General features: G+C 70.7%; 19 protein-coding genes. 6 read left to right on the forward strand and 13 right to left on the reverse strand.

Annotation, left to right across the window (positions count from 1 at the left end; all coding sequences use genetic code 11):
* Positions 1–49: 49 nt before the first annotated feature.
* From CLV71_RS10800 to CLV71_RS10810, 3 genes are all read right to left on the reverse strand, one after another.
* Positions 50–382, reverse strand: a complete 333-nt coding sequence (locus tag CLV71_RS10800) for a DUF6204 family protein (protein ID WP_133902488.1) — start codon at positions 380–382, stop codon at positions 50–52.
* Between the two features lie 66 nt (positions 383–448).
* A complete protein-coding gene (locus CLV71_RS10805) occupies positions 449–1,099 on the reverse strand; it encodes a hypothetical protein (protein WP_133902489.1) in 651 nt (216 codons plus the stop codon).
* A 180-nt stretch (positions 1,100–1,279) separates the two neighbouring features.
* The gene (locus CLV71_RS10810; protein ID WP_133902490.1) at positions 1,280–5,245 is read right to left on the reverse strand and encodes a discoidin domain-containing protein; all 3,966 of its coding nucleotides are present in this window, start codon (positions 5,243–5,245) and stop codon (positions 1,280–1,282) included.
* A 236-nt stretch (positions 5,246–5,481) separates the two neighbouring features.
* On the opposite strand from CLV71_RS10810, the gene CLV71_RS10815 reads away from it, so the two are divergent.
* Positions 5,482–8,661, forward strand: coding sequence for a S8 family serine peptidase (locus tag CLV71_RS10815; protein WP_133902491.1), 3,180 nt, complete (start codon positions 5,482–5,484; stop codon positions 8,659–8,661).
* On the opposite strand, the gene CLV71_RS10820 is transcribed toward CLV71_RS10815, so the two are convergent.
* The 5 genes from CLV71_RS10820 to hemE all read right to left on the reverse strand — a co-directional run bounded on the left by CLV71_RS10820 (position 8,643) and on the right by hemE (position 13,880).
* Positions 8,643–9,392, reverse strand: coding sequence for a metallophosphoesterase (locus tag CLV71_RS10820; protein ID WP_133902492.1), 750 nt, complete (start codon positions 9,390–9,392; stop codon positions 8,643–8,645). The genes CLV71_RS10815 and CLV71_RS10820 overlap by 19 nt on opposite strands.
* Before the next feature lie 2 nt (positions 9,393–9,394).
* On the reverse strand, positions 9,395–10,624 hold the full coding sequence (locus CLV71_RS10825) for a CoA transferase (protein WP_133902493.1): 1,230 nt from the start codon (positions 10,622–10,624) through the stop codon (positions 9,395–9,397).
* Complete coding sequence (gene hemQ, locus CLV71_RS10830; RefSeq protein ID WP_133902494.1) at positions 10,624–11,316, reverse strand: hydrogen peroxide-dependent heme synthase; 693 nt, start codon at positions 11,314–11,316, stop codon at positions 10,624–10,626. The genes CLV71_RS10825 and hemQ overlap by 1 nt, the downstream gene beginning before the upstream one ends.
* A 16-nt stretch (positions 11,317–11,332) precedes the next feature.
* On the reverse strand, positions 11,333–12,727 hold the full coding sequence (hemG, locus tag CLV71_RS10835; protein ID WP_133902495.1) for a protoporphyrinogen oxidase: 1,395 nt from the start codon (positions 12,725–12,727) through the stop codon (positions 11,333–11,335).
* An 88-nt stretch (positions 12,728–12,815) separates the two neighbouring features.
* Complete coding sequence (hemE, locus tag CLV71_RS10840) at positions 12,816–13,880, reverse strand: uroporphyrinogen decarboxylase (RefSeq protein WP_133902496.1); 1,065 nt, start codon at positions 13,878–13,880, stop codon at positions 12,816–12,818.
* A gap of 135 nt (positions 13,881–14,015) precedes the next feature.
* On the opposite strand from hemE, the gene CLV71_RS10845 reads away from it, so the two are divergent.
* A complete protein-coding gene (locus CLV71_RS10845; RefSeq protein ID WP_133902497.1) occupies positions 14,016–14,579 on the forward strand; it encodes a DUF3000 domain-containing protein in 564 nt (187 codons plus the stop codon).
* 78 nt (positions 14,580–14,657) lie between these two features.
* Positions 14,658–14,837: a DUF397 domain-containing protein gene (locus CLV71_RS10850; RefSeq protein ID WP_133902498.1), complete on the forward strand. Its 180-nt coding sequence runs from the start codon at positions 14,658–14,660 to the stop codon at positions 14,835–14,837.
* A gap of 56 nt (positions 14,838–14,893) precedes the next feature.
* On the opposite strand, the gene CLV71_RS10855 is transcribed toward CLV71_RS10850, so the two are convergent.
* Entirely contained in the window at positions 14,894–16,042 is a 1,149-nt protein-coding gene (locus CLV71_RS10855; RefSeq protein WP_133902499.1) for a dipeptidase, read from the reverse strand.
* A gap of 254 nt (positions 16,043–16,296) precedes the next feature.
* Between CLV71_RS10855 and CLV71_RS10860 the strand changes: the two genes are divergently transcribed.
* The 3 genes from CLV71_RS10860 to CLV71_RS10870 all read left to right on the forward strand — a co-directional run bounded on the left by CLV71_RS10860 (position 16,297) and on the right by CLV71_RS10870 (position 19,151).
* The gene (locus CLV71_RS10860; protein WP_133902500.1) at positions 16,297–17,013 is read left to right on the forward strand and encodes a response regulator; all 717 of its coding nucleotides are present in this window, start codon (positions 16,297–16,299) and stop codon (positions 17,011–17,013) included.
* 121 nt (positions 17,014–17,134) lie between these two features.
* Complete coding sequence (locus CLV71_RS10865) at positions 17,135–18,379, forward strand: ribonuclease D (protein ID WP_133902501.1); 1,245 nt, start codon at positions 17,135–17,137, stop codon at positions 18,377–18,379.
* Positions 18,380–18,398: 19 nt separating this feature from the next.
* Positions 18,399–19,151, forward strand: a complete 753-nt coding sequence (locus CLV71_RS10870; protein ID WP_243866350.1) for a DUF72 domain-containing protein — start codon at positions 18,399–18,401, stop codon at positions 19,149–19,151.
* 12 nt (positions 19,152–19,163) lie between these two features.
* Here CLV71_RS10870 and CLV71_RS10875 read toward each other — a convergent pair whose 3' ends face one another.
* The 4 genes from CLV71_RS10875 to CLV71_RS47570 all read right to left on the reverse strand — a co-directional run bounded on the left by CLV71_RS10875 (position 19,164) and on the right by CLV71_RS47570 (position 23,543).
* A complete protein-coding gene (locus CLV71_RS10875; RefSeq protein WP_133902502.1) occupies positions 19,164–20,291 on the reverse strand; it encodes a sensor histidine kinase in 1,128 nt (375 codons plus the stop codon).
* A complete protein-coding gene (locus CLV71_RS10880) occupies positions 20,288–20,962 on the reverse strand; it encodes a response regulator transcription factor (RefSeq protein ID WP_133902503.1) in 675 nt (224 codons plus the stop codon). Before CLV71_RS10880 ends, CLV71_RS10875 begins: the two co-directional genes overlap by 4 nt.
* Before the next feature lie 140 nt (positions 20,963–21,102).
* Positions 21,103–23,028 (reverse strand): 1-deoxy-D-xylulose-5-phosphate synthase, encoded by a 1,926-nt coding sequence (gene dxs, locus CLV71_RS10885; protein ID WP_133902504.1) that lies wholly within the window; start codon positions 23,026–23,028, stop codon positions 21,103–21,105.
* A 275-nt stretch (positions 23,029–23,303) separates the two neighbouring features.
* Entirely contained in the window at positions 23,304–23,543 is a 240-nt protein-coding gene (locus CLV71_RS47570; RefSeq protein ID WP_166664031.1) for a hypothetical protein, read from the reverse strand.
* Between the last annotated feature and the right edge of the window lie 1,418 nt (positions 23,544–24,961).

The following is a 24,961-nucleotide window of genomic DNA, read 5'->3' on the forward strand; positions in this document are numbered from 1 at the left end:
GTCAAACCCCCAAGACCCCGGCCTGGTAGGCGAGAGCGTACCGAGCGGACTACCGCCTGCGGCGAATCTTGATCAGGTCCATGTCGGTCGCGGACGCACGCATGTCCCGGAAGTCCACACCCAGTTCGTCGACGGAACTCGCGGCAAGGGCGAGGGCTCTGTCACACACCGCGCGGTCCGTGGCCTCGACCTCGGCACGCAGCTCCACGCGGTAGGAGAAGAAGTCGAGCGTGCGGTCGTAGGTCAGCGCGCCACCCGGGGAGAAGCCGGTCGTGAGCATGTCGTGCTCGTCGGCCGCGGTCAGCAGCCGGGTCCGGCCCGCGTCGTCGAGGTCGGTGAACCGGCCACGCACGATCACGCGGTAGGTGTGCTCGTCAGTCATGCGCTCTCCCACGGGACAGGAACGTCCCGCCACGATAGGCCGTGGCGGGACGTCGCTGAAACGCAATTACAGGCAGCTGCTCGGGTCGCCGTAGAAGATGATCTGGGGCCCGGAGAGCGCGAAGGCGTTGGTCACCGTCGCGATGCCGTTCACGATGTCGTAGGTGACGCGGTGACCCGTGTACATCAGGGTGTTCGGGTCGGCCAGCTGGGCGGTGTAGGTGACCAGCTGACGCCGGCCGCTTGGCGTGTAGTCGTTGCAGTTGTAGCGAGCGAGCTCGCCGACGGACTCGCCCTCCAGCAGCTGCAGCTTGGTGACCTGGTCGGCCAGGCGCACCGGCCGCAGGCCGCCGAACATGCCCCAGACGCTGTACCAGTAGGTGTGGGCACCGATGTCCTCGGTGACGATCAGCTCCTGCTTCCCGTCGAGGTTGATGTCCACGACCTTCGGCGCCTGCACGCCGAAGTAGGGCATCGCCGTGTGGGCGACGTAGTTCGTCCGCCCGATGGTGACGGTGAGGATCTGCTGGTTCGCCGCGTCGGTGGCGGGTGAGACGACGACCCTGTCGGGCACGCCGTCACCGTTCACGTCGGCCTGCACTGTGACGCTCGCGGGCGCCGGGGTGGCCGCCGAGGCGACCGGGGCACCGAGCGCGAGAAGACCGGTGACGAGTGCGAGCACGGGCACGGGCACGGGCACGGGCACGACTGATCTCATGATTTTCTTTCTCCCCAGAAAGACGATGGCACTCCCCGAAGCGCCATCCGAATTTGTCGGACGCCATTCGCGTCACCAAGGAGGACGCCGGTTGCCGGACCCGGTTGGCCACTATGAGCCAGATCACAGCAAAGGTCGCCGGGGCTCTCCGTGGAGAACCCCGGCGACCTTTGTCGTGCCTCAGTTCCTGATGATCGTGAACGTGGTCGTCGTGTTCCTGATGTCGACCGCGTTGTTGCTCAGCACCAGGTTGTTGAAGGTGACCGAACCCCTTGCCGGGCCTTCGCCCGGTTCGGGCAGCTCGTTCGCCCAGATGCCGAAGCCGGACTTGGCGTCGTAGGCGTCACCGCTCTTGCGTGCCCCGGAGATCGACACGTTGGTGAAGATCGTGTCGGCCACCGGGAAGAGCGGCTGACCACCAACGTAGTCGGTCTGGAACATGATCCCGGAGTACGTCGGATCCACGATGTCCACATCGGACACCCGAATGCCCTGGAATATCTTGGTCGCCGAGTAGATCCAGATACCGGGGAACGTCTGGGCGCCCCAGAAATGGCCACCAGCGCGAACCACGGACACGTTCTGGAACTGCGTCGGCGGCGAGGCGCCGAAACCGTTCATCGGGATGCCGAAGTCCAGCGAGCTGATCGTGATGCCGGAGTACACCAGCGTGTCCGCGACATAGAGGTTGCGGAACACGTTGTTGTAGCCGCCGTACACCGCGAAGCCCGCGGCCCGCCACGTCAGCAGCGACGTGAGGTTCTCGAACGTGTTGCCCGTGACCTCGCCGCCACCGCCGTCCTGGGCGTTGAACAACGCGAAGCTGTCGTCACCCGTGGCCCTGGACTCGTTGTTGGACACCAGGTTCCCGGAGCTGCCGTTGGTCATGTTGATGCCGTCGGCGAACGTGTCGCGGATCCGGTTGTTCCGCAACGTCATGTTGTCGGTGTTCGCGCCCCAGTAGAGGCACACCATGTGCTCGACCCAGATGTTCTCGATCGTGGTGTTCGCGGTGCCGTTGAAGTCGAACACCTTGCCGGGGCCGTCGTTGCGTTCGACGTAGTTGCCGAACACGGCGAACCCGGAGAACACCGAACCGTTGGCCGAGGACTCCGCCCGGAACCCGATGTCGGAGTTCTGCTGGCCGGACGGGGCGAAGAACTTCGTGTACCACGGACCGGCGCCGATGACGCGGACCGGCTTGCCGTACACCTGGAACTTCCCGGACGTCTGGTAGTCACCGGGCGGCAGGTACACCCCGACGAGGTTGCCGGTGGTGTCCATCCGCACCCGGTCCAGCGCGTTCTGCACGTCCTGCTGCCCGAACCCGGTCGGTACCGCGTACCGCGCGGGGTCGGGGTTCGCGATGGCCGACACCTGTTCGAGGTTCACGAAGTCGATCGCGAACGTCCCCGAGTTGGCTGCGTCCTTCTGCAGCCGGATCCTGCTGCCCTGCGGGATCGTCGAGTCCAGCATGACGTTGGCCTCGTCGTAGATGTGCCGTGCGGGACCGGCGCCTGGCGAGTTGCTCGGCCCGGCCTCCGCGCCGTAGAGCCACGCGTACTTCGAGGTCAGGTTGATCGCCTTGTGGAACTGGCCGTTGACGTAGATGTTCAGCGTCGAGTTGGTGCCGCCGCCACCCGAGGAGTCCGGGATCGAGAACCGGGTGACGAGGGTGTTGGTCGGCGCCCTGGTCGTCCACTCGACGTAGGAGCCGTTCGAGTTCAGCGTGACCGCACGCCGCCCGGACGCCTCACCCGCGAGGTCGCCGATCGTCCTGTTGGGACCGATCACGGACGCGCCGCCGCCGGTGGCGCCGTCCTCCGCCTCGTAGTAGTCGTACGGCATGTTGGCGCCGCGACCGACGAAGAGGTTCTGCGTCGAGGTGTTGTTGGGCTGCTTGGCGGGCAGTTCGTTGGCGTCGTTGGCGAGCACGGTCTTGATCGTGTAGCGGCCGTTGGCGGCCGTCCAGGAGCCGAGTGCGACCGGGCTCGTCGTGGCACCCGGTGCGATCACCCCGCTCGCGGAGCCGGTCAGCGTCCTGACCACCGCGCCGGTCGTGGCGTTGGTGACCGTCAGCGTGATGCCGTGGGCGCCGCTCGCCGAGGCGACCGTGCCCTGGTTGCGGATGGCCACCGAGAAGTTCACCGTCGCGCCGTTCTGCGGCGTGTTCGGCGACCAGCTGACCGACGCGACCAGGTCCGAGGTCGGCACCGCGCTCACCACGAGCGCGTTCGGGCTGGTGAAGGTGTTGTTGGTCTCCACCTTCTCGACGATCGTGTTGTCCTCGTCGACGACGGCCTTCGGGGTGTAGCTGCCCGCGTCCCGTGCGCCGATGTTCGCCGTCACCGTGGCGGTCGCGCCTGCGGCGAGTGCGCCGACCGACGCCGTGCCGACGGCCGAGTCGCCGAGGTAGAACTTGACGTTCGTCGCGCCGGACTGGCGGTCACCCGCGTTGCGGACGGTGGCCGACAGGGTCACCGCGCTGCTCTCCGACGGCGACACCGGCGTCCAGCTCAGCGCCGAGACCTGCAGGTCCGGGTTCGCGGCGGGCACGCCGATCACCTGGAGCTCCGCGACCTGACCGGCCGGTGCGCCCGTGTTCGCGGTGAACTGCAGGCGCACCTCCGCCGCCGTCGCGGAAACCGGGATGGTGACGAGGTTCCCCGACGATGGGCTGAAGTTGTACTGCTGCGAGCCCACGATCGAGTTGAACGTGGTGCTGTCCTGGTCGCGGCCGAGCACCTGGAAGGTCTGCGTGCGCGGACCCCAGGCCGAGTCCGGGTTCAGCTTGACCACGATCGACGTGATCGCCGCGTTCGCGCCGAGGCTCACCGTGAGGCTGGCCGGGTTGGCGTTGCCCTCCCAGTACGTCGCCACGTTGTCGTCGTTGGCGTTGGTGGGGATGAAGGTGAACACCGACCCGGAGGCCGTGATCGGCTTGCCCACCGCGAGGTTCACGCCCGCGCTGGTGCCGGTGCGGGTCACCGTGTTGCTGTTCGGCGACTGGTTGCCTGCCGCGTCCCGTGCACGCACGTAGTACGCCACGGTCGCGCTCGCGGGCTGGTTGTCCGTGTAGGACCGCACGTTCGCGGCCACGCTCGCCCGCAGCACGCCGTTGGCGTAGATGTCGTAGCCGGTCACGCCGACGTTGTCGGTCGAGGCCTGCCACGACAGCGCGATCTGACCGGATGCCGGCTGGGTGTAGGCGAGGCTGCCCGGCGCGGTCGGCGCCTGGGTGTCCCCTGTGGACGGTCCGTAGACCTCGAGCTCCGAGAGCTGCCCCGCGGGCCAGCCGGTGTTCGCCGTGATGAAAAGCCGCACGTACCGGGTGGTCACGGAGTTGAAGCTGATCGTCACCGTGTTGCCGGACGCCGGGTCGAACCGGTAGGCGGCCGACGCGACGAGGTCGGCGAAGGAGCTGCCGTTCGTGCTCTGCTGGACCGTGATCGTCTGCGTGCGCGCCTCCCAGCCGGTGGGGAGCTTCAGCACGAGCCGGTTGGTCGCGAGCGACGCGCCGAGGTCGGCCTGGACCCACTGCGGGAACGCGTTGTTCGCGCTCTCCCAGTAGGTGCCCTGGTTGCCGTCGATGACGTTGGACGCGTTGTACGGCGCGTTGGCGGAGCTGGCCGACGCGGACTGGGCCGCGGCGACGAGGTTCCTGGTGGAGACCGGTGCGGCGTACGCCTCGAGCGAGGACAGCTGGGCCTTGCCGGTGAACGCGACCCTGACGAACCGCGCACGCACCTCGCCGAGCGGGATCGTGACCGAGTTGTCCTTCTCGGGGGTGAAGGACCTCGGCATGGCGGCGGCCGCGGTCTCGTAGGCCCCGCCGTCGACGCTGGTCTGGATGCTCAGCTGCTGGGTGCGGGCCTCCCAGGAGTCGGGGAGCCGGAGCACCGTCCGGTCGAGCCGGGTGACCTCACCGAGGTCGACCTGTGCCCACTGGGCGCCTGACGGGGCGCTCTCCCAGTAGGTGTCCTGGTCGCCGTCGACGACGGCGGTGGCCTTGGTCTGGTTGGAGGACGTGACGACCGGTCTGCCATACGCGAGATCGGCCTTGTCCGCCAGAGCGGCGGGCCCGGTCGCGACGACAAGCCCGGTGACGAGTGCCGTGGCCGTGACCCACGACAGTAAGCGCTTCATCAGGGGCCTCTCCGTTGAGGGAAGAGTGATCGATAATTGCAGGGGTTTGCCGACTTTTTGCATCGATCAAGTCATAGAGTTGCCCACCCTTTACCAGAAGTCAACGGGCAGGTACACGGTGTAGGCCGATCGGCCTATTGTCCCCCGTTCGGATGATGGAAAACTGTCCGTACACACCTGGGCGCTGCGGGTAACCGATTCGGGGGCGCCCTGCAGCACACCAACGGAGGTGTCAGGTGCGCAGAGTCGGATTTGGTGTGGTCGCGCTGGGCTTGGTGTTCGCCACCACGCCCGCTGTCCACGCCAACCCCCTGTCCACGAAGGAGTCACCCGACCGTCAGATCACCCTCCTCACCGGCGACCGCGTGGTCGTCGACAACGGCCGGGCGCGGCAGGTCATCCCCGGCCGGGGCCGCGACGGCATGGCATTCTCGGTCCACCGGACGGCCGACCACCTGTACGTCATCCCGGCCGACGCGCTGCGTGCCGTCGCGTCGGGGCAGGTCGACCGGCGGCTCTTCGACATCAGGACCCTGACCGACTTCGGCTACGCCGGACGCGACACCGTCCCGCTCATCGTCACCGGTTCCGGTGCGACAAGGGTTGCCGCCGAAGGGAGAACGCTGTCGAGCATCGACGGCGTCGCCTACGACGCCGCGAAGGGCGACGCCTGGCGCACACTCACCACGACCCGCGGGGTGAGCCGGATCTGGCTCGACGGCAAGAGAAAGGCCGTCCTGGACCACAGCGTCCCGCAGATCGGCGCGCCTGCTGCCTGGGCGGCGGGCTACACGGGCGCGGGCGTGAAGGTCGCGGTGATCGACACCGGCGTCGACCAGACCCACCCCGACCTCGCGAACCAACAGCTCGCGGAGGCCAACTTCTCTGGTACACCGGACAACGCAGACCACTACGGCCACGGCACGCACGTCGCCTCGATCGTCGCGGGCACCGGCGCGAAGTCCGGCGGCAGGTACCGGGGCGTCGCGGACGGTGCGGGGATCCTGGATGCGAAGGTGCTGGACGACAACGGCTCCGGGCAGGACTCGTGGATCATCGCGGGCATGGAGTGGGCGGTCGAGCAGGGCGCGGACATCGCGAACCTGAGCCTCGGCGGCACGGACACCCCGGAGATCGACCCGCTGGAGGAGGCCGTCAACGAGCTGTCGGCCAGTTCCGGCACGCTGTTCGTGGTCGCGGCGGGCAACTCCTTCGGCGATGGCACGATCGGCTCGCCGGGCAGCGCGGACGCCGCCCTCACCGTCGGCGCCGTCGACCGCGAGGACGAGCTGGCCGACTTCTCCAGCCGTGGGCCGAGGGTCGGCGACGGCGCGATCAAGCCGGACGTCACCGCACCGGGTGTGGACATCGTGGCGGCACTGCACTCCGACGGCACGGTCGGCGAACCGGTCGAGCCCGGCTACACGGCGCTGTCCGGCACCTCCATGGCCACCCCGCACGTCGCGGGCGCGGCTGCGCTGCTCGCACAGCAGCACCCGGACTACACGGGGCAGCAGCTGAAGGAGCTGCTGTCCGCGTCCGCGAGCCCGCACGCCGACCTGACCGCGTTCCAGCAGGGCGCCGGCCGGATCGACGTGGCGCGGGCGATCACCCAGACCGTGACGACCGACCCCGCGAACGTCAGCATCGGCAAGGTCGAGTGGCCGCACGACGACGACGTGCCCGTCACCAGGTCCGTGACGTACACCAACGACGGGGACGCGGCCGTCACGCTCGCGCTGTCGCTCGACACGACCGCGCCGCAGGGCATGTTCTCGCTCGGCGCGGACGAGGTCACCGTCCCGGCAGGCGGCACGGCAGAGGTGCAGGTCACCGCCGACGCAGGCGCAGGCGAGGCCGACGGGTACTTCTCGGCCGCGGTAGTCGCGACCGAGGGCGACTCCGTGACCCGCACCCCGGTCGCGCTCGACCGCGAGGTGGAGAGCTACGACCTCACCATCGACTCGATCGACGCGACCGGCGCGCCCGCGAGCGGGTACAACATGCTCGTCGTCGGCCTGGACAACTCGACGTTCCAGGCGCCGTACGACGAGGACGGCAGCGTCACCCTGCGGCTGCCGAAGGGCCAGTACCTGATCGACGACATCGTGTCGACGGCAGGCGGCGAGGACCGGTCCTACGGCCTGCTGGTGCAGCCGGTCCTGGTGCTGGACGAGGACACGGCGGTCACGTTCGACGCGCGGACCGCGAAGCCGGTCAGGGTGACCCCGCCTGCCGAGGCGACCCTCTCGATAGCCGACCTCGGCTACTCGATGGTCACCGACATCGGCAGCATGTCCTCGGCGTTCCTCACCGACGACCTCGGGCTCGTGAACACCGCGCACGTCGGCGCGCCGGTGCCGGGGACCGCGTTCACCGGCAAGGTCAACACCCAGTGGACCGGCGCCGACGGGTCGTTCTACGGCCTGGCGTGGTTCCCGCACGGCACGATGCCGACCGGGTTCAGCAAGGTGGTGACGGATGCGGAGCTCGCGACCGTGACCTCGGAGCTCGGAGCGACGACACCGGACCGCACCGGCGGCAAGGTGTCGTTCCCGTTCCCCGCCGAGGGCGACGGTTTCGTGTTCGGCGTGGCGGAGGAGGTCACGCTGCCCGGCAAGCGCGTCGAGCACCTGACGACCGACGGCGTGCGGTGGCAGGGCCAGCTGACGCAGAACGACGGCGAGAAGGTCGAGGCGCAGCTGACGTCGCCGTTCGAGAGCTACCAGGCGGGCGTGTCGTACGTGCGGCCGTTCAACCACGCCGTCTTCGGCCCGACGATGACCGACGACGGCTTCCCCGGCGGCTGGGTGTACCGGGTGGGTGACCAGCTGGTCGTGTCGCCCGCGCTGTACGGCGACAAGGCGGGCAACGCGGGCCAGTCGGTGCTGTCCTCGGCGAAGTTCGAGCTGTACCGCGACGGTCAGCCGATCGCGTCCGGCGACCAGGCGGGCGGCAGCGCCGAGGTGCCGAAGCAGGACGGCGAGTACCGGGCGGTGGTCACGACGACACGGCCACGCGAGGTGTTCGGGCTGAGCACCGGCGTGACGGTGGCGTGGACGTTCCACTCGTCCTATGTGGACGACGAGACGGTCGTGCCGCTGCCGGTGTCGGCGATCCGGTTCACCCCGGACCTGGACGCCGCGAACTCCGCGCAGGCGGGGGTGCGGTTCCTGGTGCCCGTGTGGTTGCAGCACAACGGGACCGGCGCGGTCGACCGGCCACGCACGCTGTCCGTCGAGGCCTCGTACGACGAGGGGGCGACGTGGCAGGAGGTCGAGACGCCCATGAACATGGTGGCGCAGCTCGACCATCCGGCCGACGCCGCGTCCGTGTCACTGCGGGCGACCGCGACCGACGCGGCCGGGAACTCGGTGACGCAGACCGTGATCCGGGCCTACACGCTGCGGAAGTGAGTGACCAGCCCTCGGTCGTCGACCACGTGGAAGGCGACCGAGGGCGGTAGGTCGTAGTCGAAGATCCCTTCGCTCTCGAACGGGAGCACGAGAGTCGAGACCACGCCGGGCGCCACGACCAGTGGCCGCCCGGCGAAGGTCGTCACCGCCGCGGTGTGCGCGTGTCCACAGAGGACGGCGAGCACATTGTCGCGCAGCACCTCCGCCAGCTGGTCCTCGTTGCGCAGCCTGATGCCGTCGATGAACGGATGATGCAGGACCACCGGCGGGTGGTGGAGGCAGACCAGCACCGGGCCCTCGGCATCGGCGAGAACCCTGTCCAGCCAGGCCAGCGTGGAGTCGTCGAGCAGACCGGGGTTCTGGCGGGGGATCGTGGAGTCGCACATCGCGATCGTCAGCCCGGCCGGCCGGTGGACGTCGTTGACAGCCGCGCCGCGATCGTCCTGCACCTCCAACAGGTGCGCCTGGTAGTTGACGCGGTCGTCGTGGTTGCCGGGGCAGGTGAGCACCGGGAACCGCAGTGTGGCGAGGAGTTCGCGGGCCGTCCGGTACTCGTCCGGCGTGCCGTGGTCGGCGATGTCGCCGGTGACGAGCACGCCGTCGAGGCCGCCCTGCAGTGTGTTGAGGTGGTCGATCACCCGCTGGGCCCGGTGGAGCGCGCGGACGCCGCCGTCACCGTCGTGGTCCTTCCCGATGTGCAGGTCGCTGATGTGGGCGAGCGTCGCGGTCATCGTCACCACCAGGTGGCCGGGTCGCGGCCGGGTTTGCGGGGGCCGGGGAGGTCGACCGACGCGTGCGGGACGCGCAGGTGCGTGAGGCGGCCGAAGTCGCTGGCGGTCTCGGTCAGCCATGGCGTGGGGTCGACCTCGGCCACGTCGCCGTCGTCCTGCCTGCCCAGGTCGTGCAGCCATTCCCCCGTCCTGGCGAGGGACAGCCTGAGGTGCCACGAGCCGCCCTCGGTCGCGCGGCGCCGCAGTGCGGTCATGACGGCCTGCGCGGCGAGCCAGCCGGTGCCGTGGTCGAGTGCCTGCGCGGGCAGCGGGCGGGGCCGGTCGAGACCAGCGTGTGCCGCGATGCCGCACGACATCTGCACGATGCTGTCGAACCCGCGCCGCGACCGCCACGGACCGGTGTGGCCGTAGGCGTCGATGCTGACCACGATGACGCCCGGCCTCATCACCGCCAGGTCGGCGGGGCCGAAGCCCTTGCGGGCCAACGACTCCGGGCGGAACGACTCGATGACCACGTCCGCGCCCGCCACCAGCGCGCGAAGCTCGTCGCCGAGGTCGGCGATGCACTGGCGCTTGCCGAAGTCGGTGTCGCGCACCAGGTCCAGGAGCACGGGCCACTGCGGCGGGGTGACGTGCAGGACGTCGGCACCGTGCGCGGCGAGGACCCGCCCGCACACCGGCCCCGCGATGACGTGGGTGAGGTCGAGGACCCGCACACCGGCCAGTGGCACGTCCGCCGGGGCGAGGGGCGCCGGTGATGCGTCGCCGAGCAGCTCCCTGGCCACCAACGGTTCCTCGCGGATCGCGGCGCCGGGGCCGGTGGTGAGCCAGTCCTCGCGGGTGCGCATCGCGCCTGCCGCACCGCCTTCGGCCAGTACCACGTCCTCCACCTCGACGGCAGGCCTGCGGGCCACCTCGGGTGTCGGGTCGGCGCCGAGTGCCCTGCGGATCGCCGCCGCGTGGTGCGGGTAGTTGCCGTGCAGGCGGACCCAGCCGTCCGCCGCCCGGTAGTCACCGGAGAGCGGCGCCCACAGCGGGCGCGGTGCCTCGCCGACGACCCTGGTATGCCGCTCGCTGCGGAACGCCTCCGCCGCATGTCCGATGTGGACGGTGAACGGCGTCGGCCGCCCACCCCGCACCGACAGCAGCGAGTGCGCGGCGGTCGTGGCCATCGCCACACACGTCGCGGCCATCTCGGCCACCCGATAAGGGCCGGGGAGTACGGCGGCCATTACGGCAGGTTCGCCACCAGCTCGGTCGGGGCGACCTTCGTGCCGGTGTAGAAGGGGATCTCGTCACGCACGTGCCTGCGGGTCTCGCTGCCGCGCAGGTGCCGCATCAGGTCGACGATCCGGTGCAGCTCGTCGGCCTCGAAGGCCAGCATCCACTCGTAGTCGCCGAGCGCGAACGACGCCACAGTGTTGGCACGCACGTCCGGGTAGTCCCGTGCCATCTGACCGTGCTCGGCGAGCATCTTGCGCCGCTCCTCGTCCGGGAGCAGGTACCACTCGTAGGACCGCACGAACGGGTACACGCACACGTACTTCCGCGACGGCTCGCCCGCCAGGAACGCCGGCACGTGGCTCTTGTTGAACTCCGCGGGCCGGTGCAGCGCGACCTGGCTCCACACGGGCACCGACGCACGCCCGAGCGCGGTGTGGCGGAAGCCCGCGTACGCGGCCTGCACCTGCTCGATCTCCTCGGAGTGCCACCAGATCATGTAGTCGGCGTCGGCACGCAGCCCCGCCACGTCGTACACCCCTCGGACCACGACGCCCTTGCCTTCCAGGCTGTCGAGGTACTCCCGCGCCTCGGTGCCCGCGGCTTCCCGGTCGTCGCCGAGACGGCCGGGTTCGGCGCGGAACACCGACCACATGGTGTAGCGGATCGTGTCGTTGAGCTCGGCGTAGTTCAGGCGGGCCATGAGGCCATACTGCCAGCTACTCCTCGACTCGCAGCTGTGCGACCACTCGCTCCGCGGCGGCCGTGGCGGTCCTCACACAGGCGGGGACCCCGACGCCGCGGAACGTCGCCCCCGCGACGGCGAGCCCCGGCACCGCGGCGACGGCCCGCTCGATCTCGGCCACCAGCGCGGCGTGCCCGACCCCGTACTGCGGCAGACCGCCACCCCACTTGGTGACCGTCCAGGCCACGGGTTTCGCGTCGACGCCGGACAGCTCGGCGAGGTCGGCCAGCACGTCGGCGAGCAGTGCGTCCTCGTCACGCCGGAGCGTGTGCTCCTCGCCGACCCGCCCGACCGACGCCCGCAGCCGCACGCGGTCGCCACCCCACTTGCGACTCGTGTACGTGAAGGCCTTGGCCGTGAACGGTGTGCCGTCGCGGTGGTGCTCCCCCACCGCGAGCAGGACGCCACTCGACTCGGGCAGCGACACCTCCGGCGGCAGGACCATCGAGACGACGGCCATGGACCCCAGGGCCACGCTTCCGTAGGCGGCACTGGCGTCGGGGACGATCTCGTCGAGAAGCCTCCGTGCCGAGGGCGGCGGCACCGCGAGCACCACGGCATCGGCCTCGAGGAACTCCGGCCCGGGCACGGACCCGACCTCGATCCGCCACCCGTCCGTCGTGCGGGTGAGCTTGCGGACGGTCGTGTTCAGTCGGGTCTGCGCACCGGACTGGCGGGCCAGCTCGTCGATCAGCACCCGCATGCCGCCCCGCAGCGCCCCGAAGACCGGCTTGGGCGGCCCGTCGGACGACGCGGGCAGCAGGCGGGAGGCTGCGGCGGTCAGGGACCCGGTCTCGTCGAGGGCCTTGACCAGCGCAGGCATGGTGGCGCGCAGGCCGAGGAGGTCGGCCCGGCCCGCATAGACCCCGGCGAGCAGCGGCTCGACCAGGTGGTCGACCACCTCGCGGCCCATCCGCTCGGTCAGCAGCTCACCGACCGAGGCGTCCTCGTCCGACGCCAGCCGCAGCGGCGGCAGCGACGACTCCCCGGCCACCTTCTCGACGCCGCCAGGGGAGAGCACGTCACGGACGGCGTCCGGTCCGGCAGGCACGCCGAGGAAGGTCCGCCTGGGCAGCGAAACCGTCGCACCGCCCGCGTGGATCGTCGCCGCGGCGCGTTCCGGGTGCACCAGCCTGTCACCGAGACCCAGCTCGGCCACCAGATCAAGCGCCGCGGGGTCCCGCACGACGAACGCCTCGGCGCCGACATCGGTAGGCACACCGTCGAGGTCGAGCGTGCGCAGCTTCCCGCCGAGCCGGTCGGACTGCTCCAGCACTGTCAGTCGCACAGAAGGACCCAGCAGGCCACGAAGGCGGTAGGCGGTAGTGAGCCCGGAGACGCCCCCACCGACGACGACTACGTGAGTCACAGCCTCGCCTCCCCGGCTCCGGCGCTCCGGAACGCTCCGCAGGCTCGGCGACGCCGTGAATGTCGATGGTTCGCTCCGCAAACTCCGCTCACGGTTCGAGGCTATGCACCAGCTCGACCACTCGCGTCAGCACGTCCGGGTTCGTGTCCGGCAGCACGCCGTGGCCGAGGTTGAAGATGTGGCCGCCGGCGGCCTTCCCCTCCGCGTGGATGCGCCGGACCTCGGCGTCGACCACGTCGAAGTCGGCCATCAGCACCGCCGGGTCCAGGTTGCCCTGCAGTACCGGGTTCGGTGCGCCGTTCGCCGACAGCCTGCGTGCCGCCTCGTCGAGCGGCAGCCGCCAGTCGACGCCGACGACATCCGCCCCCGCCTCACGCATGGCGGGCAACAGCTCGCTCGTGCCGACACCGAAGTGGATGCGTGGCACGCCCGCGTCGGCCAGTGCGCCGAGCACCGACGCCGAGTGCGGCAGCACCAGCTCGCGGTAGTCCCGCTCCGAAAGCGCGCCTGCCCAGGAGTCGAACAGCTGCACCGCCTGGACACCCGCCGCGATCTGGACCTCGATGAACTCGCGGGTGATGCCTGCCAGCTTCGTGAGCAGCGCGTGCCAGGTCTGCTTGTCGGAGTGCATCAACGCCTTGGTGCGCTCGTGGTTGCGGCTCGGGCCGCCCTCGATCAGGTACGACGCGAGGGTGAACGGCGCGCCCGCGAAGCCGATGAGCGGCGTGCGCCCCAGCTCGTCGCGGATCAGCCGGATCGCCTGTGTGATCGGCTCGAAGCGGTCGCCGGTGTCGGCGGGCAGGGCGTCGACCTGCGCGGCCGTGCGCACCGGCTCCGCGACGACCGGACCGGTGCCGGGCACGATGTCCACGCCGATACCCGCCGCGACCAGCGGCACCACGATGTCGCTGAACAGGATCGCGGCGTCGACGTCGTGCCTGCGGACGGGCTGCAGCGTGACCTCGCAGACCATCTCCGGGTTGAAGCACGCCTCGAGCATCGGCACGCCCTCGCGGAGCTTGCGGTACTCCGGCAGGGACCGGCCCGCCTGCCGCATGAACCAGACGGGGGTGCGGCTCGGCTTCTCTCCGGCGGCCACGGCGAGAAGTGGCGCGGTGACGTCGCCCTGTGTCCGATGTTCTCCGCTCAGCATGGGCAAAAGAGTGCCACGCGTGTCTCCAGGGCGGCTCTCGGGTTGCTTTGATCAACTCTCGGTGTGCACAAGTCCGGACCTACTCCGGCGCGCCGTCCCCACTAGCTGACTCGGGTGGTCCTACAGTTACGAGTCGTGACCAGTACGTCGGGAGCACCCGAACTGTTCACTCGGGCTGTCGCCGCCCTCAAGGGACTGAGGCCACGGCCCGAGTTGCAGCTCGGTGTCGTTCGCGCTCCCCAACGCCTCGCGCCGTGGGCGTATGCGTTCACCGCGGAGGTCAACGGCCCATCGGACGAGCTCGCCACCGGCAGACTGATCGTGCTGCACGACCCGGAGGGCCAGGAGGCCTGGGACGGGGTGCTGCGGGTCGTGGCCTACGTGCGGGCGGAGGTCGACGCGGAGCTCGCCGCCGACCCGCTGCTGCCCGCCGTCGGCTGGTCGTGGCTGACGGACGCGCTGGCGGCCACCGGCGCCGAGTACCGCGCGCTGGGCGGCACCGTGACCGACACCTCGTCCGCCCGCTTCGGCGACATCGCGGGCCCGGCGAGAACCGACGACCTCGAGCTGCGTGCGTCGTGGACCCCGGTGGACGAGAACCTGGCCCCGCACGGCGAGGCCTTCTTCGACGTGATGGCCAGTGTCGTGGGCCTGCCGCCGGTCGGTGTGACGCTGTTCAGCCAGCGACAGGGTTTCTGAGCCGTTCCAGGAGAAAAACCCGGGGACGGACTCGTTCGGCCTTGTGTGAACGTGCGCAAGCAAGTACTGGGAGGCGCTATGAGGTCCGATCTCGTGTTCAGCTGGCGGAAATCGAGCCTCAGCAGCAGTGGCGGTGACTGCGTCGAGCTGGCCGCCGCCGGCGCGGTCCGGGACAGCAAGAACCCGGTCGGCCCGGTTCTGCGGGCAGACCTCCCCGCCCTCATCGCGGCACTCAAGGCAAACCGTCTGACACGCTGAGCAGGTGCCCTTTCGAGGCGTCCGACGTCTCGAAAGGGTCCTTCAGTGTCGTGCCGTCACGCCTTGGCGGCGAAGCTCTCCGCATCGGTCAGCGCGCGGAGGACGTTCTCACCCGCCAGCTTGGCGCAGTCCTCCTCCGACCAGCCCCGGTCGAGCAGGGCGGCGAACAGGTTCGGGTAGGAGCTGACGTCCTCAAGGCCCACGGGCAGCTCGCCGCAACCGTCGTAGTCGCCGCCGAGCCCGATGTGGTCGATCCCCGCGACGTCGCGGGCGTGCTCGACGTGCGCGACGACCGCGGCGAGGTCCGTGACGGGCCGGCGCGGGCCGTCCCACGTCTTCGTGAACTCGTCACGCTGGTCGAGGTCCGCGTGCCTGACCCCGGCCTCGGCCATGGCCGAGCGCAGCGCGCGGTCCCACGCCACCACCTCCGGCGACACGAACGCGGGCACGAACGTGACCATGCAGACCCCGCCGTTGTCCGGCAGGCGCTCCAGCACGTCGTCCGGCACGTTGCGCGGGTGGTCGGCGACGGCCCGGCACGACGAGTGGCTGAAGATCACCGGGGCCTGCGCGACGTCCAGCGCGTCCCGCATCGTCGTCGCGGCCACGTGCGACAGGTCGACGAGCATGCCGATCCGGTTCATCTCGCGGACGACCTCGCGACCGAAGTCGGTCAGACCACCAGCCGCCGGTTCGTCGGTGGCCGAGTCGGCCCACGGGGTGTTGTCGTTGTGGGTGAGTGTCATGTAGCGGACACCGAGCCGGTAGAGCGCCCTGAGCACGCCGAGCGACTCGTTGATGGAGTGGCCGCCCTCCGCCCCGAGCATCGAGGCGATCCGGCCGTCGGCGAACGCCTCCCTGGCCTCCGCGGCGGTGCCCACGATTCGCAGTCGCGACGGATACCGCTCGGCTAGGGTGTGGACGAGCTCAGCCTGTTGGATGACCGCCGTGACGGCCTCGTCGCCCGCGAGCCGACACGGAACGTAAACGGACCAGAACTGCATACCGAGCCCACCCGCCAGCAGCCGGGGGAAGTCCGTGTGCAACCCGGGCTGCGGCTGCTCCAGATCGACCTCGGACGCCGCCGACCGTGTCCCGTCGACCTCCGGGAGTGAGCGCAGCGCCCAGGGAAGATCGTTGTGCCCGTCGACCAGAGGGGTGCGTCCGAGCAAGGCCTGAGCGCGTTCGAAGGATGGACTTGCCACTGCCGTGACTCCGTTTCATCGAGTTCCGAGGCATAGACGTTACGTCACCGGACGAGAGTCACCCGATCGTGTTACATCTGCCCGCCGGAGTGATGTCTCGATTGGATAGATAACGAATTGATCATCCCGCTAACCCGCTTGGGGGGCTAGGCTGCGGACGTCGACACCACTTTCGGTCCAATGGCGGCGCGGCTGTTTGGCCGAAGGTCCCGGTGTAGGTCGGGGGGCACGACCGACTCCAGGGAGGTAGTGACGTGGCTGCCGTCGGCTTAGGTCAGGCCGCTCGAACCACGCCAGCCGGTGTTTTGCCGGCGAACATGGTCCCGCACCCGCGGGAAGAGTTGTTCTCGGTGCTGGTGGTCGATGACCATCCGTTACTAAGGGAGGCGATAGCCGCCCGTTTGACCCAGATGGGTGCGGGCACCGTCCACGAAGCCGCCACGGTGGCTGAAGCGAGGGCGCGAGCACTGGCCACCGGCCCGTGCGATCTCGCGATCCTCGACCTCGGCCTGCCGGACGGCTCTGGGATCGAGCTTGTCACCGAGCTGCGTGGCCACGGTTGGCCCCGCATCGTGGTGCTGGCTTCATCCGACGACCCGTACGCCGTGCGTTCGGCCTTCCAGGCAGGGGCTCAGGCCTACCTGCTGAAGTCGGCCTCGCCGGTGGTCGTGACCGACGGGGTTCGTCGTGTACTCGAGGGCGGCGTCTACGCCGACCCGAGCGTCGCGCCGATCCTCGCCACGGGCACGCGGGTCCCCGGCACCGACAACACACCGCGTGAGCTTTCCGCTCGCGAGGTGGAGGTGCTGCAGCTCGTCGCGGACGGGCAGTCCAACAAGGAGATCGGCGAGGGACTCAACCTGTCAGCTCTGACGGTGAAGTCCCATCTCTCGCGGATCGGCAGGAAGTTGGGCACCGGCGACCGGGCACAGATGGTCGCGCTGGCCATGCGAGCCGGCGTGATTCGCTGAGTTAGAACGTGTTGGCTGGGCTCGCGAGGGCATTCGCGGGCCCGGCCAAAACGGCCACTTACCGTCACAAACGGGTCGCTGCCTGCGCAACTGTCACACTCGTGACGTATGGTCATCCGCCGTGGGTGACACGGGGACGGGAACAGCTGAGGGGGCACGGCCAGATCCGGTACTGCTGACACAGCCAGCAGAGGGCACGCCGGACGTCGTGGAAACGTTCGAGGCGCTGCGCGAGGCCTCGGACGCACTGGCCGCTGGCCAGGGTCCGATCGCGGTGGACACCGAGAGAGCCTCCGGCTACCGGTACTCCCAGCGCGCCTACCTCGTGCAGGTACGGCGGGAGGGAGCGGGCACGGTCCTGCTCGACCCGGTCGCGCTCGACGACCGCATCGACCCGTTCGTGGACGCCCTCGCCGACACCGAATGGGTACTCCACGCGGCCTCACAGGACCTCCCCTGTCTCGACGAGTTGGGCCTGCATCCCGCGCGTCTCTTCGACACCGAGCTGGCCGGCAGGCTGGCCGGGTTCGAGCGGGTCGCCCTGGGCACCCTCGTCGAGCTGCTGCTCGGCTACCACCTCGAGAAGGGCCACGGCGCCGCCGACTGGTCCCGCCGCCCCCTCCCCCAGGACTGGCTGGACTACGCCGCACTGGACGTCGAGCTGCTGGTCCCGCTGCGCGACGCGCTCGAGGCCGAGCTGGCCGAGCAGGGCAAGCTCGAGTGGGCGCTCGAGGAGTTCGAGGCACTGCGCACCGCCCCACCCGCGCCTCCGCGTGCCGAGCCGTGGCGGCGGACCTCCGGCATCCACCGGGTGCGCTCGCCGCGTGGGCTCGCGGCCGTGCGTGCGCTGTGGGAGGCCCGTGACGCACTCGCGAGGCAGCGGGACATCGCGCCGGGCCGGGTACTGCCCGACACGTCGATCGTCCAGGCCGCGGTCACCGCCCCGACCACCGAGGAGGAGCTGCTCGCCCTGCCGGTGTTCCGGGGCCGCGCCCAGCGCCGCATCGTGGACACCTGGCTGCGGGCGTTGCGCACGGCGGCCAGGCTGCCGAAGAGCGAGCTGCCCGACCCGTCACCCCCGCACGACGGGCCGCCCCCGCCCAACCGCTGGGGCGACCGCGACCCGGCCGCCGCCGCGCGTCTGGCGGCCGTGCGTGCCGCGCTCGCGGTCATCGCCGAGGCCAACCGCCTGCCGGTGGAGAACCTGCTGCAGCCGGACCTGGTGCGCCGCACGTGCTGGCGCCCGCCCGCCGACCTGTCGGTGGAGACCGTGGCCCAGACGCTGCGGGACAGCGGCGCGCGGGAGTGGCAGATCGGCCTGACCGCCGAGGCGCTGTCGACCGCGCTGAACGGCGCGGAGGCGTAGTCGCTGGGACGATGTCCCGGTGGCTGGCAGGGCGTTCATTGGCACTTCTGGGTGGCGTTATCCACCCTGGCGAGGTGAGTTCTACCCGAAAGGGTTAGTGCAGCGACGTGAGCTGGAGTACCTGTCGCGGCAGGTCAGCTCCGTGGAGATCAACGGCTCGTTCTACTCGCTGCAGCGGCCCGAGTCCTACCGGCGCTGGCGCGACGAGACGCCGGAGGACTTCCTGTTCGCGGTCAAGGGCGGCCGGTTCATCAGCCACATGAAACGGCTGCGCGACGTCGAGGAGCCGCTCGCGAGGTTCTTCGGCAGTGGTGTCCACGAGCTGGAGGACAAGCTCGGCCCGGTGCTCTGGCAGCTCCCACCCACGCTGCCGTTCGACCCGGACCTGCTCGCCGGCTTCTTCGACCTGCTGCCCCGCACCTCCGGCGACCGGCCGCTGCGCCACGCGCTGGAGGTCCGGCACGCCTCCTTCACCGACCCGGCGGTGCCGGACCTGTTGCGCAGGCACGACATCGCGCTCGTGGTGGCGGACGCGGCGGCGGAGTGGCCGTTCCTGGAACACGTCACCTCGGACTTCATGTACGTGCGGCTGCACGGCGACACGGAGCTGTACGCCAGCGGCTACACCGACGAGGCACTCGACAGGTGGGCGCGCCGAGTCCGCGAGTGGACCGGTGAGGGCCTCGACGTCTTCGCGTACTTCGACAACGACATGAAGGTCCGGGCACCGGCCGACGCGATCGGCCTCAGCGAACGGCTCGGCCTGAGGTAGCCCTGGGATCGCTCAGTGCGCCAGCGGCAGGTGCACGGTCACCGTCAGGCCGCCGCCGACGACGGCCTCCGCGCCGACCGTGCCGCCGTGCGCGCGCACGACCGCCCGCACGATCGACAGCCCCAGCCCCGTGCCCGTGTGCGCGGTCCGGTGCACGCCACCCCGGCGGAACGACTCGAACAGCTCCTCGACCCGCTCCGGATCGACCGCCGCCCCTGACGACGACACCCGCAACGCCACCCAGCCCGCCCCGGCGCTCGTGCGGACGTCGAGCCAGCCGCCGTCCACGTTGTGCCGCACGGCGTTCTCCAGCAGGTTGCCCGCCACCCGCTCCAGCAGCGCGGGATCGCCGGACGCGGGCGCCTGCGCGCACGTGAACGTGGCCCGCAGCCTGCGCTGCTCTGCCTCGACCCGCACGGCCTGCCACGCACTGCTCGCCACGGCCGCCAGGTCGACGCGCTCCACGACGCCGATGCCCATGCCGTCGGTGCGCGCGAGCAGCAGCAGCCCGTCGACGAGCTGGTTGGCCCGCAGCGTCGCGGCACGCACGACACCCGCCATGCGGCGCAGCTCGTCGGCGTCGGCACCGGGATCGGCGAGCGTGACGTCCAGCTCGGTGCGGATCACCGACAGGGGCGTGCGCAGTTCGTGGGACGCGTTGGCCACGAACTGGCGCTGCGAGGAGAACGCGGCCTGCAGCCGGTCGAGCATGGCGTCGAACGTGTCGGCCAGCTCGGCCACCTCGTCGCGAGGGCCCCGCAGCGAGATCCGCTCACCGAGCGACTCGGCGGAGAGCCTGCGTGCGCTGCCCGTGACGTCCCGCAGGGGCTTCAGAACGCGGCCGGTGAAGGTCCAGGCCAACAGCGCCGTCGCGGCCACCACGCACACGAACGCGACCGAACCGGCCACCAGCACGCGGAAGCGGGCGTTGTCCTGGAGCACCCGGGTGAGGTCCTCGGCCTTCACGAGGACCCCGCCGACGCGGACGGTCGTGCCCGCGGGCAGGGACGGGCTCACCACCGCGTCACCGGCGAGCATCCAGCCGAGCCACAACAGCAGCGCCGCGGCGACCGCGACCAGAACGGTCGCCAGAATCGTGATCCTGGCGCGGAGCCCCGGCCCCCGCCGAGCGTTGGTCATTCCACCCGGCTCGCCGCGGGCACCCGGTAGCCGGAGCCGACCACGGTGTCGATGATGCCGGGCTCGCCCAGCTTCTTGCGCAGCGTCATGACGGTCACGCGCACGGTCGTGGTGAACGGGTCGGCGTGTTCGTCCCAGACCCGTTCGAGCAGCTCCTCGCTGGACACGACCGAGCCGCTCGCCGCGAGCAGCACCTCGAGGACGCCGAACTCCTTGCGGGTGAGGTCGACCCCCTGACCGGCCCTGGTGACCGTCCGGCGGGCCGGGTCCAGCTCGACGTCGCCCGCCCGCAGCACCGGCGGCGTGACCGGCGTGGCGCGCCTGGCCAGTGCCCGCACGCGGGCGACCAGCTCGTCGAAGGCGAACGGCTTGGCGAGGTAGTCGTCGGCGCCGAGGGACAGCCCCTCGACCCGGTCGGCGACCGACCCGCTCGCGGTCAGCATGATGACCCGGGTCAGGGCCCCGGAGGCGACGATCTCGCGGCACAGCTCGTCGCCGGACATGCCCGGCAGGTCGCGGTCGAGCACCACCACGTCGTAACGGGTGACGCTCGCCTTCTCGTGGCCCTCGTCCCCGTCCAGGGCCACGTCCACGGCCATGCCTTCACGACGCAGTCCCCTGGCGATGGCGTCGGCCAGGGGCTCCTCGTCCTCGACGATCAGAATCCGCACCCCACAACGGTGCCACAGGTGCTCCTGACCGCGCCCTCAGGTCCGGTCAAGGAGCTTGGCGGTGCTCTGGGCGTGCACTGAAGGACTCCTTCGTAACGCTGGGCGTAAGGAAGGAGTCCTTCAGGACGCTCGGTACCGCGCTAGGGAAGCTCGGCCGGTGCGGGGGTCGTGTCCGTGCGGGTGGCGATCCACTCGGTGATGCGGCGCGCCACGTTCTGCGCGGTCATGCCGAGGCTGACCAGCACCTCCGCGCGCGTGCCCTGCCCGTGGAACTCCTGCGGCAGCCCGAGGTCACGCAACGGCACGTCGACGTCCGCGTCACGCAGGGCGGCGGCCAGTGCCCAGCCGAAACCGCCGTGGCGGCCGTTGTCCTCGACCGTCACCACCAGGCGGTGCTCGCCTGCCAGCGTCACCAGCTCCGCCGGCACCGGCTTGACCCACCTCGGGTCGACGACCGTCACCCCGACCCCCTGGTCGGCCAGCCGGTCCGCGGCCGCCATCCCCAGCTCCGCCAGCGCGCCGACGGTCACGAGCAGGACGTCGTTCGTCTCGCGCGCGTCGGGACGGCGCAGCACGTCAACGCCCCCGCGCCGCTCCAGCGCAGCGACCTCGCCGCCGACCGACGCCTTCGGGAAACGCAGCACGGTCGGGCCGTCCTTGACCGCGACGGCCTCGTTCAGCTCCTCGCGCAGCGTGTCGGCGTCGCGGGGCGCGGCCACCCGCAGGCCCGGCACGACCCCGAGGATCGACAGGTCCCACATGCCGTGGTGGCTCGGCCCGTCCGGTCCGGTGATGCCTGCCCGGTCGAGCACCAGCGTGACGGGCAGCCGGTGCAGTGCGACGTCCATGAGCACCTGGTCGAACGCGCGGCTGAGGAACGTCGAGTAGAGCGCGACGACCGGGTGCAGGCCCGCCATCGCCATGCCCGCCGCCGAGGTGACCGCGTGCTGCTCGGCGATGCCGACGTCGAACCACCGGTCCGGGTGCGCCTCGGCGAACTTCGCGAGACCGGTCGAGCGGAGCATGGCCGCCGTGATGGCCACGACGTCCGGCCGCTCGTCGCCGATGCGGGCCAGCTCGTCGGCGAACACGGACGTCCAGGAGGCGGCGCCCTTGGCCTTGGTCGGCTTGCCGGTGACGGGGTCGATCGGGTCGGTCTGGTGCATCTGGTCGACCTCGTCGTTCTCGGCGAGGGGGTAACCACGACCCTTGCATGTGGCGACGTGCACGATGACCGGCCCGCCGAACTCCTTCGCGCGGCGCAGCGCGGCGTCCAGCGCGGCGAAGTCGTGCCCGTCGACGGGCCCGAAGTACTTGAGACCGAGGTCCTCGAACATCATCTGCGGCGAGAGGGCGTCCTTGATCCCGCGCTTGGCCGCGTGCAGGGCGGCGTAGAGCGGCTTGCCGACGACGGGGGTGCCCTGCAGCATCCGCTTGCCCGCCTCGAGCGAGCGCTCGTAGCCGGGCGACAGGCGCAGCGAGGCGAGGTGGTCGGCCAGGCCGCCGATGGTCGGCGAGTAGGACCGCCCGTTGTCGTTCACGACGATCACCACCGGCCGGTTCCTGCCCGCGGCGATGTTGTTGAGCGCCTCCCAGCACATGCCGCCGGTCAGGGCCCCGTCCCCGACGAGGGCCACGACGTGTCGTCGCTCACCACGCAGCTCGAAGGCCTTGGCGAGGCCGTCGGCGTAGGAGAGGGCCGAGGAGGCGTGGCTGCTCTCGACGAAGTCGTGCTCGCTCTCGGCGCGGCTCGGGTAGCCGGAGAGGCCGTCGAGGAGCCGGAGGCGTTCGAAGTCGGCCTGGCGGCCGGTGAGCGCCTTGTGGACGTAGGCCTGGTGGCCGACGTCGAAGATCACGGGGTCGTCGGGCGAGTCGAAGACCCGGTGGATGGCCATGGTCAGCTCGACGACGCCGAGGTTGGGGCCGAGGTGCCCGCCGGTGGTCGTGACTCTGTCGACGAGGAACTCGCGGATCTCCGCGGCCAGCCGGGGGAGTTGGTCCGGCGCCAACCTCTTCAGGTCGGCCGGGCCGTGCACCGTGGCGAGCAGGGACTCCTCGTCGGTCACCGCTGGTCACCCCTGTTTCTCAGATCGCGGGACGTCGTGCAGGTGACAGCCAGTCTACGACCGGCGCTCGTGGGTGCTCGGGGGCTCCGCGCGATGACCCCACGGTCGTGTACACAGAGGTCCGTGACATGGGCCTCCGCTCACGGAGTGGGCCGGTCAGACCCGCACGCCCCTACACTCGTGCGGGTGCCAGTCGCATTCGACACCACCGGCATGGAACGACACGACGAGCGAACCTGGTTCGACGCGAGAACAGGTGACCAAGTCAGTCTTACCTACATCGGTCTGGTGCCCGACATCCCCGCGCCGTTGGCGGACCTGCCGCTCCTGCGCAGAAAGCTCGCGGAGGAGACGGCCGAGACCGGCTCGATCATCGAGGCGCACGTCGTCACGCTCGACGGAGTGCCCACGCTGTTCCAGCTGATCAAGCTGCCCATCCCCGGCCAGGACACGGGCCTCGCGTTCATCGCGGCCTTCACCGTGCCGAGGTCCCACTGCAGTGTGGTGCTGCGCATCCAGTGCGCGGAGGAACACACGACGGGCCTCCGCGAGTCGACGGTGGCCGCCCAGGTGGGGTTCGAGCACTGTTTCCCGCCGCATCCGTACGCGCCGGACGTGCATGGTCAGCTCCCGTACAGCCTGGCCGACGAGGCCGCGTGGGACCAGCAGTTCCCGGACCACCCGCTGACCAGGGCCAGGGCGTGGGCGCACCACATGCTCGCCACGGCCAAGGTGGACCCTCGGTTCGCGGCATTGCCGCCGTTCGTGTTCGCTCCCCCGCACGCGCCGGGTTCTCCGGCCGGGCAGGCTCCTCCGCAGGCGGCACCCGCTGCCGTTCAGCAGGCCCCGCCGCCCGCTGCTGGGCAGGCTCTCCCGCCGGAGCAGGCCCGTCCCGAACCACCGCGGCCCGCTGAACAGCAGGTTCACGAACGCCAGGCCCCTCGCGAACCAGGGCTCCCGCAGCCGCAGACCCGCGAACCACAGGCCGCCGGACCGTGGGCGCCCGAACCGTACGCCCCTGGGCCACAGGCCACCGGCTCGTGGGCACCCGGAGCCCACGAGCCACGAGCCACCGAAACAGGGACACCCGAAGCCCACGAACCACGTACCGCCGGGCCGTGGACAGCCGAGACGCACGTCCCCGGGCAACAGGCCACCGAAACGTGGACACCCGAAGCCCGCGAACCGCACACCCCCGGACCGTGGACGGCTGAGGAGCATGCCCGCGAGCCACAGGGCGGCGAGCCGTGGGCAACCGAGGCCCCTGCCCGCGAGGCGCACGCCCCCGGGCCACGAACGGGTGAACCGTGGACGGCCGAGCCGCAGGGCCGCGAGTCGCGGATGCCTCAACCGTGGGCACCCGAGCCGCACGGCGGGGCGCCCGAGCCCGCCCGTGAACCGTGGACGTCCCAGCCGCAGGCGCCCGAGGCCGAGTCCCCGTTCTCCCCGGAGCCGGCGTTCCGCCCGGCCCCGTCCTTCCTGACCGACCTCACGGACGAGCCACCGCACGAGGACCTACCGGCCGAGGAACCGCACCGTCCGGAGTGGTCGGCCACGACGTCCCGTCCGGAGGCGGAGCCGACGTTCGGCCCCACCCCGGGCGCGGCGTTCCAGCCGGACACCGAACTCCGGAACGAGCCGCCCCACCCCGGTCCGGAACGGCCGCCGCACCCCGAGCCCGCACCGGCCGTCCGCGAGGAGCCTGTTCCCGCCGAAACCGACAGCGGCTTCAGTCCAGAACAGCTGTTCCGCTCGGATCATCAGGCCGAGCAGTCCCGCCACGCCGAGCCCACGTCACCGCCCGAGTCGGGCCGACACGCGCAACCGTCCGAGACCTCGTCCCAGCGTGGCCCGGAGCCGTCGGTTGACCCGGATCTCAGCGCGTTGCCGCCGACCACCCCTCGACCGGAAGCGCCACAAGGCCCCGAGCAGA

This window comes from Actinophytocola oryzae (assembly GCF_004364325.1).
GTDB classification, from domain to species: domain Bacteria; phylum Actinomycetota; class Actinomycetes; order Mycobacteriales; family Pseudonocardiaceae; genus Actinophytocola; species Actinophytocola oryzae.

Excerpts from the sequence above, each read along its gene's own strand:
- CLV71_RS10850 (WP_133902498.1), top strand. The coding sequence starts at position 14,658 with ATGAGGTCCGATCTCGTGTTCAGCTGGCGGAAATCGAGCCTCAGCAGC.
- CLV71_RS10820 (WP_133902492.1), bottom strand. The coding sequence starts at position 9,392 with ATGACCGCGACGCTCGCCCACATCAGCGACCTGCACATCGGGAAGGAC.
- CLV71_RS10800 (WP_133902488.1), bottom strand. The coding sequence starts at position 382 with ATGACTGACGAGCACACCTACCGCGTGATCGTGCGTGGCCGGTTCACC.
- CLV71_RS10825 (WP_133902493.1), bottom strand. The coding sequence starts at position 10,624 with ATGGCCGCCGTACTCCCCGGCCCTTATCGGGTGGCCGAGATGGCCGCG.
- hemQ (WP_133902494.1), bottom strand. The coding sequence starts at position 11,316 with ATGGCCCGCCTGAACTACGCCGAGCTCAACGACACGATCCGCTACACC.
- CLV71_RS47570 (WP_166664031.1), bottom strand. The coding sequence starts at position 23,543 with ATGCGCAGCACCACACTGCAGTGGGACCTCGGCACGGTGAAGGCCGCG.
- CLV71_RS10875 (WP_133902502.1), bottom strand. The coding sequence starts at position 20,291 with ATGACCAACGCTCGGCGGGGGCCGGGGCTCCGCGCCAGGATCACGATT.
- hemE (WP_133902496.1), bottom strand. The coding sequence starts at position 13,880 with ATGCTGAGCGGAGAACATCGGACACAGGGCGACGTCACCGCGCCACTT.
- CLV71_RS10805 (WP_133902489.1), bottom strand. The coding sequence starts at position 1,099 with ATGAGATCAGTCGTGCCCGTGCCCGTGCCCGTGCCCGTGCTCGCACTC.
- CLV71_RS10810 (WP_133902490.1), bottom strand. The coding sequence starts at position 5,245 with ATGAAGCGCTTACTGTCGTGGGTCACGGCCACGGCACTCGTCACCGGG.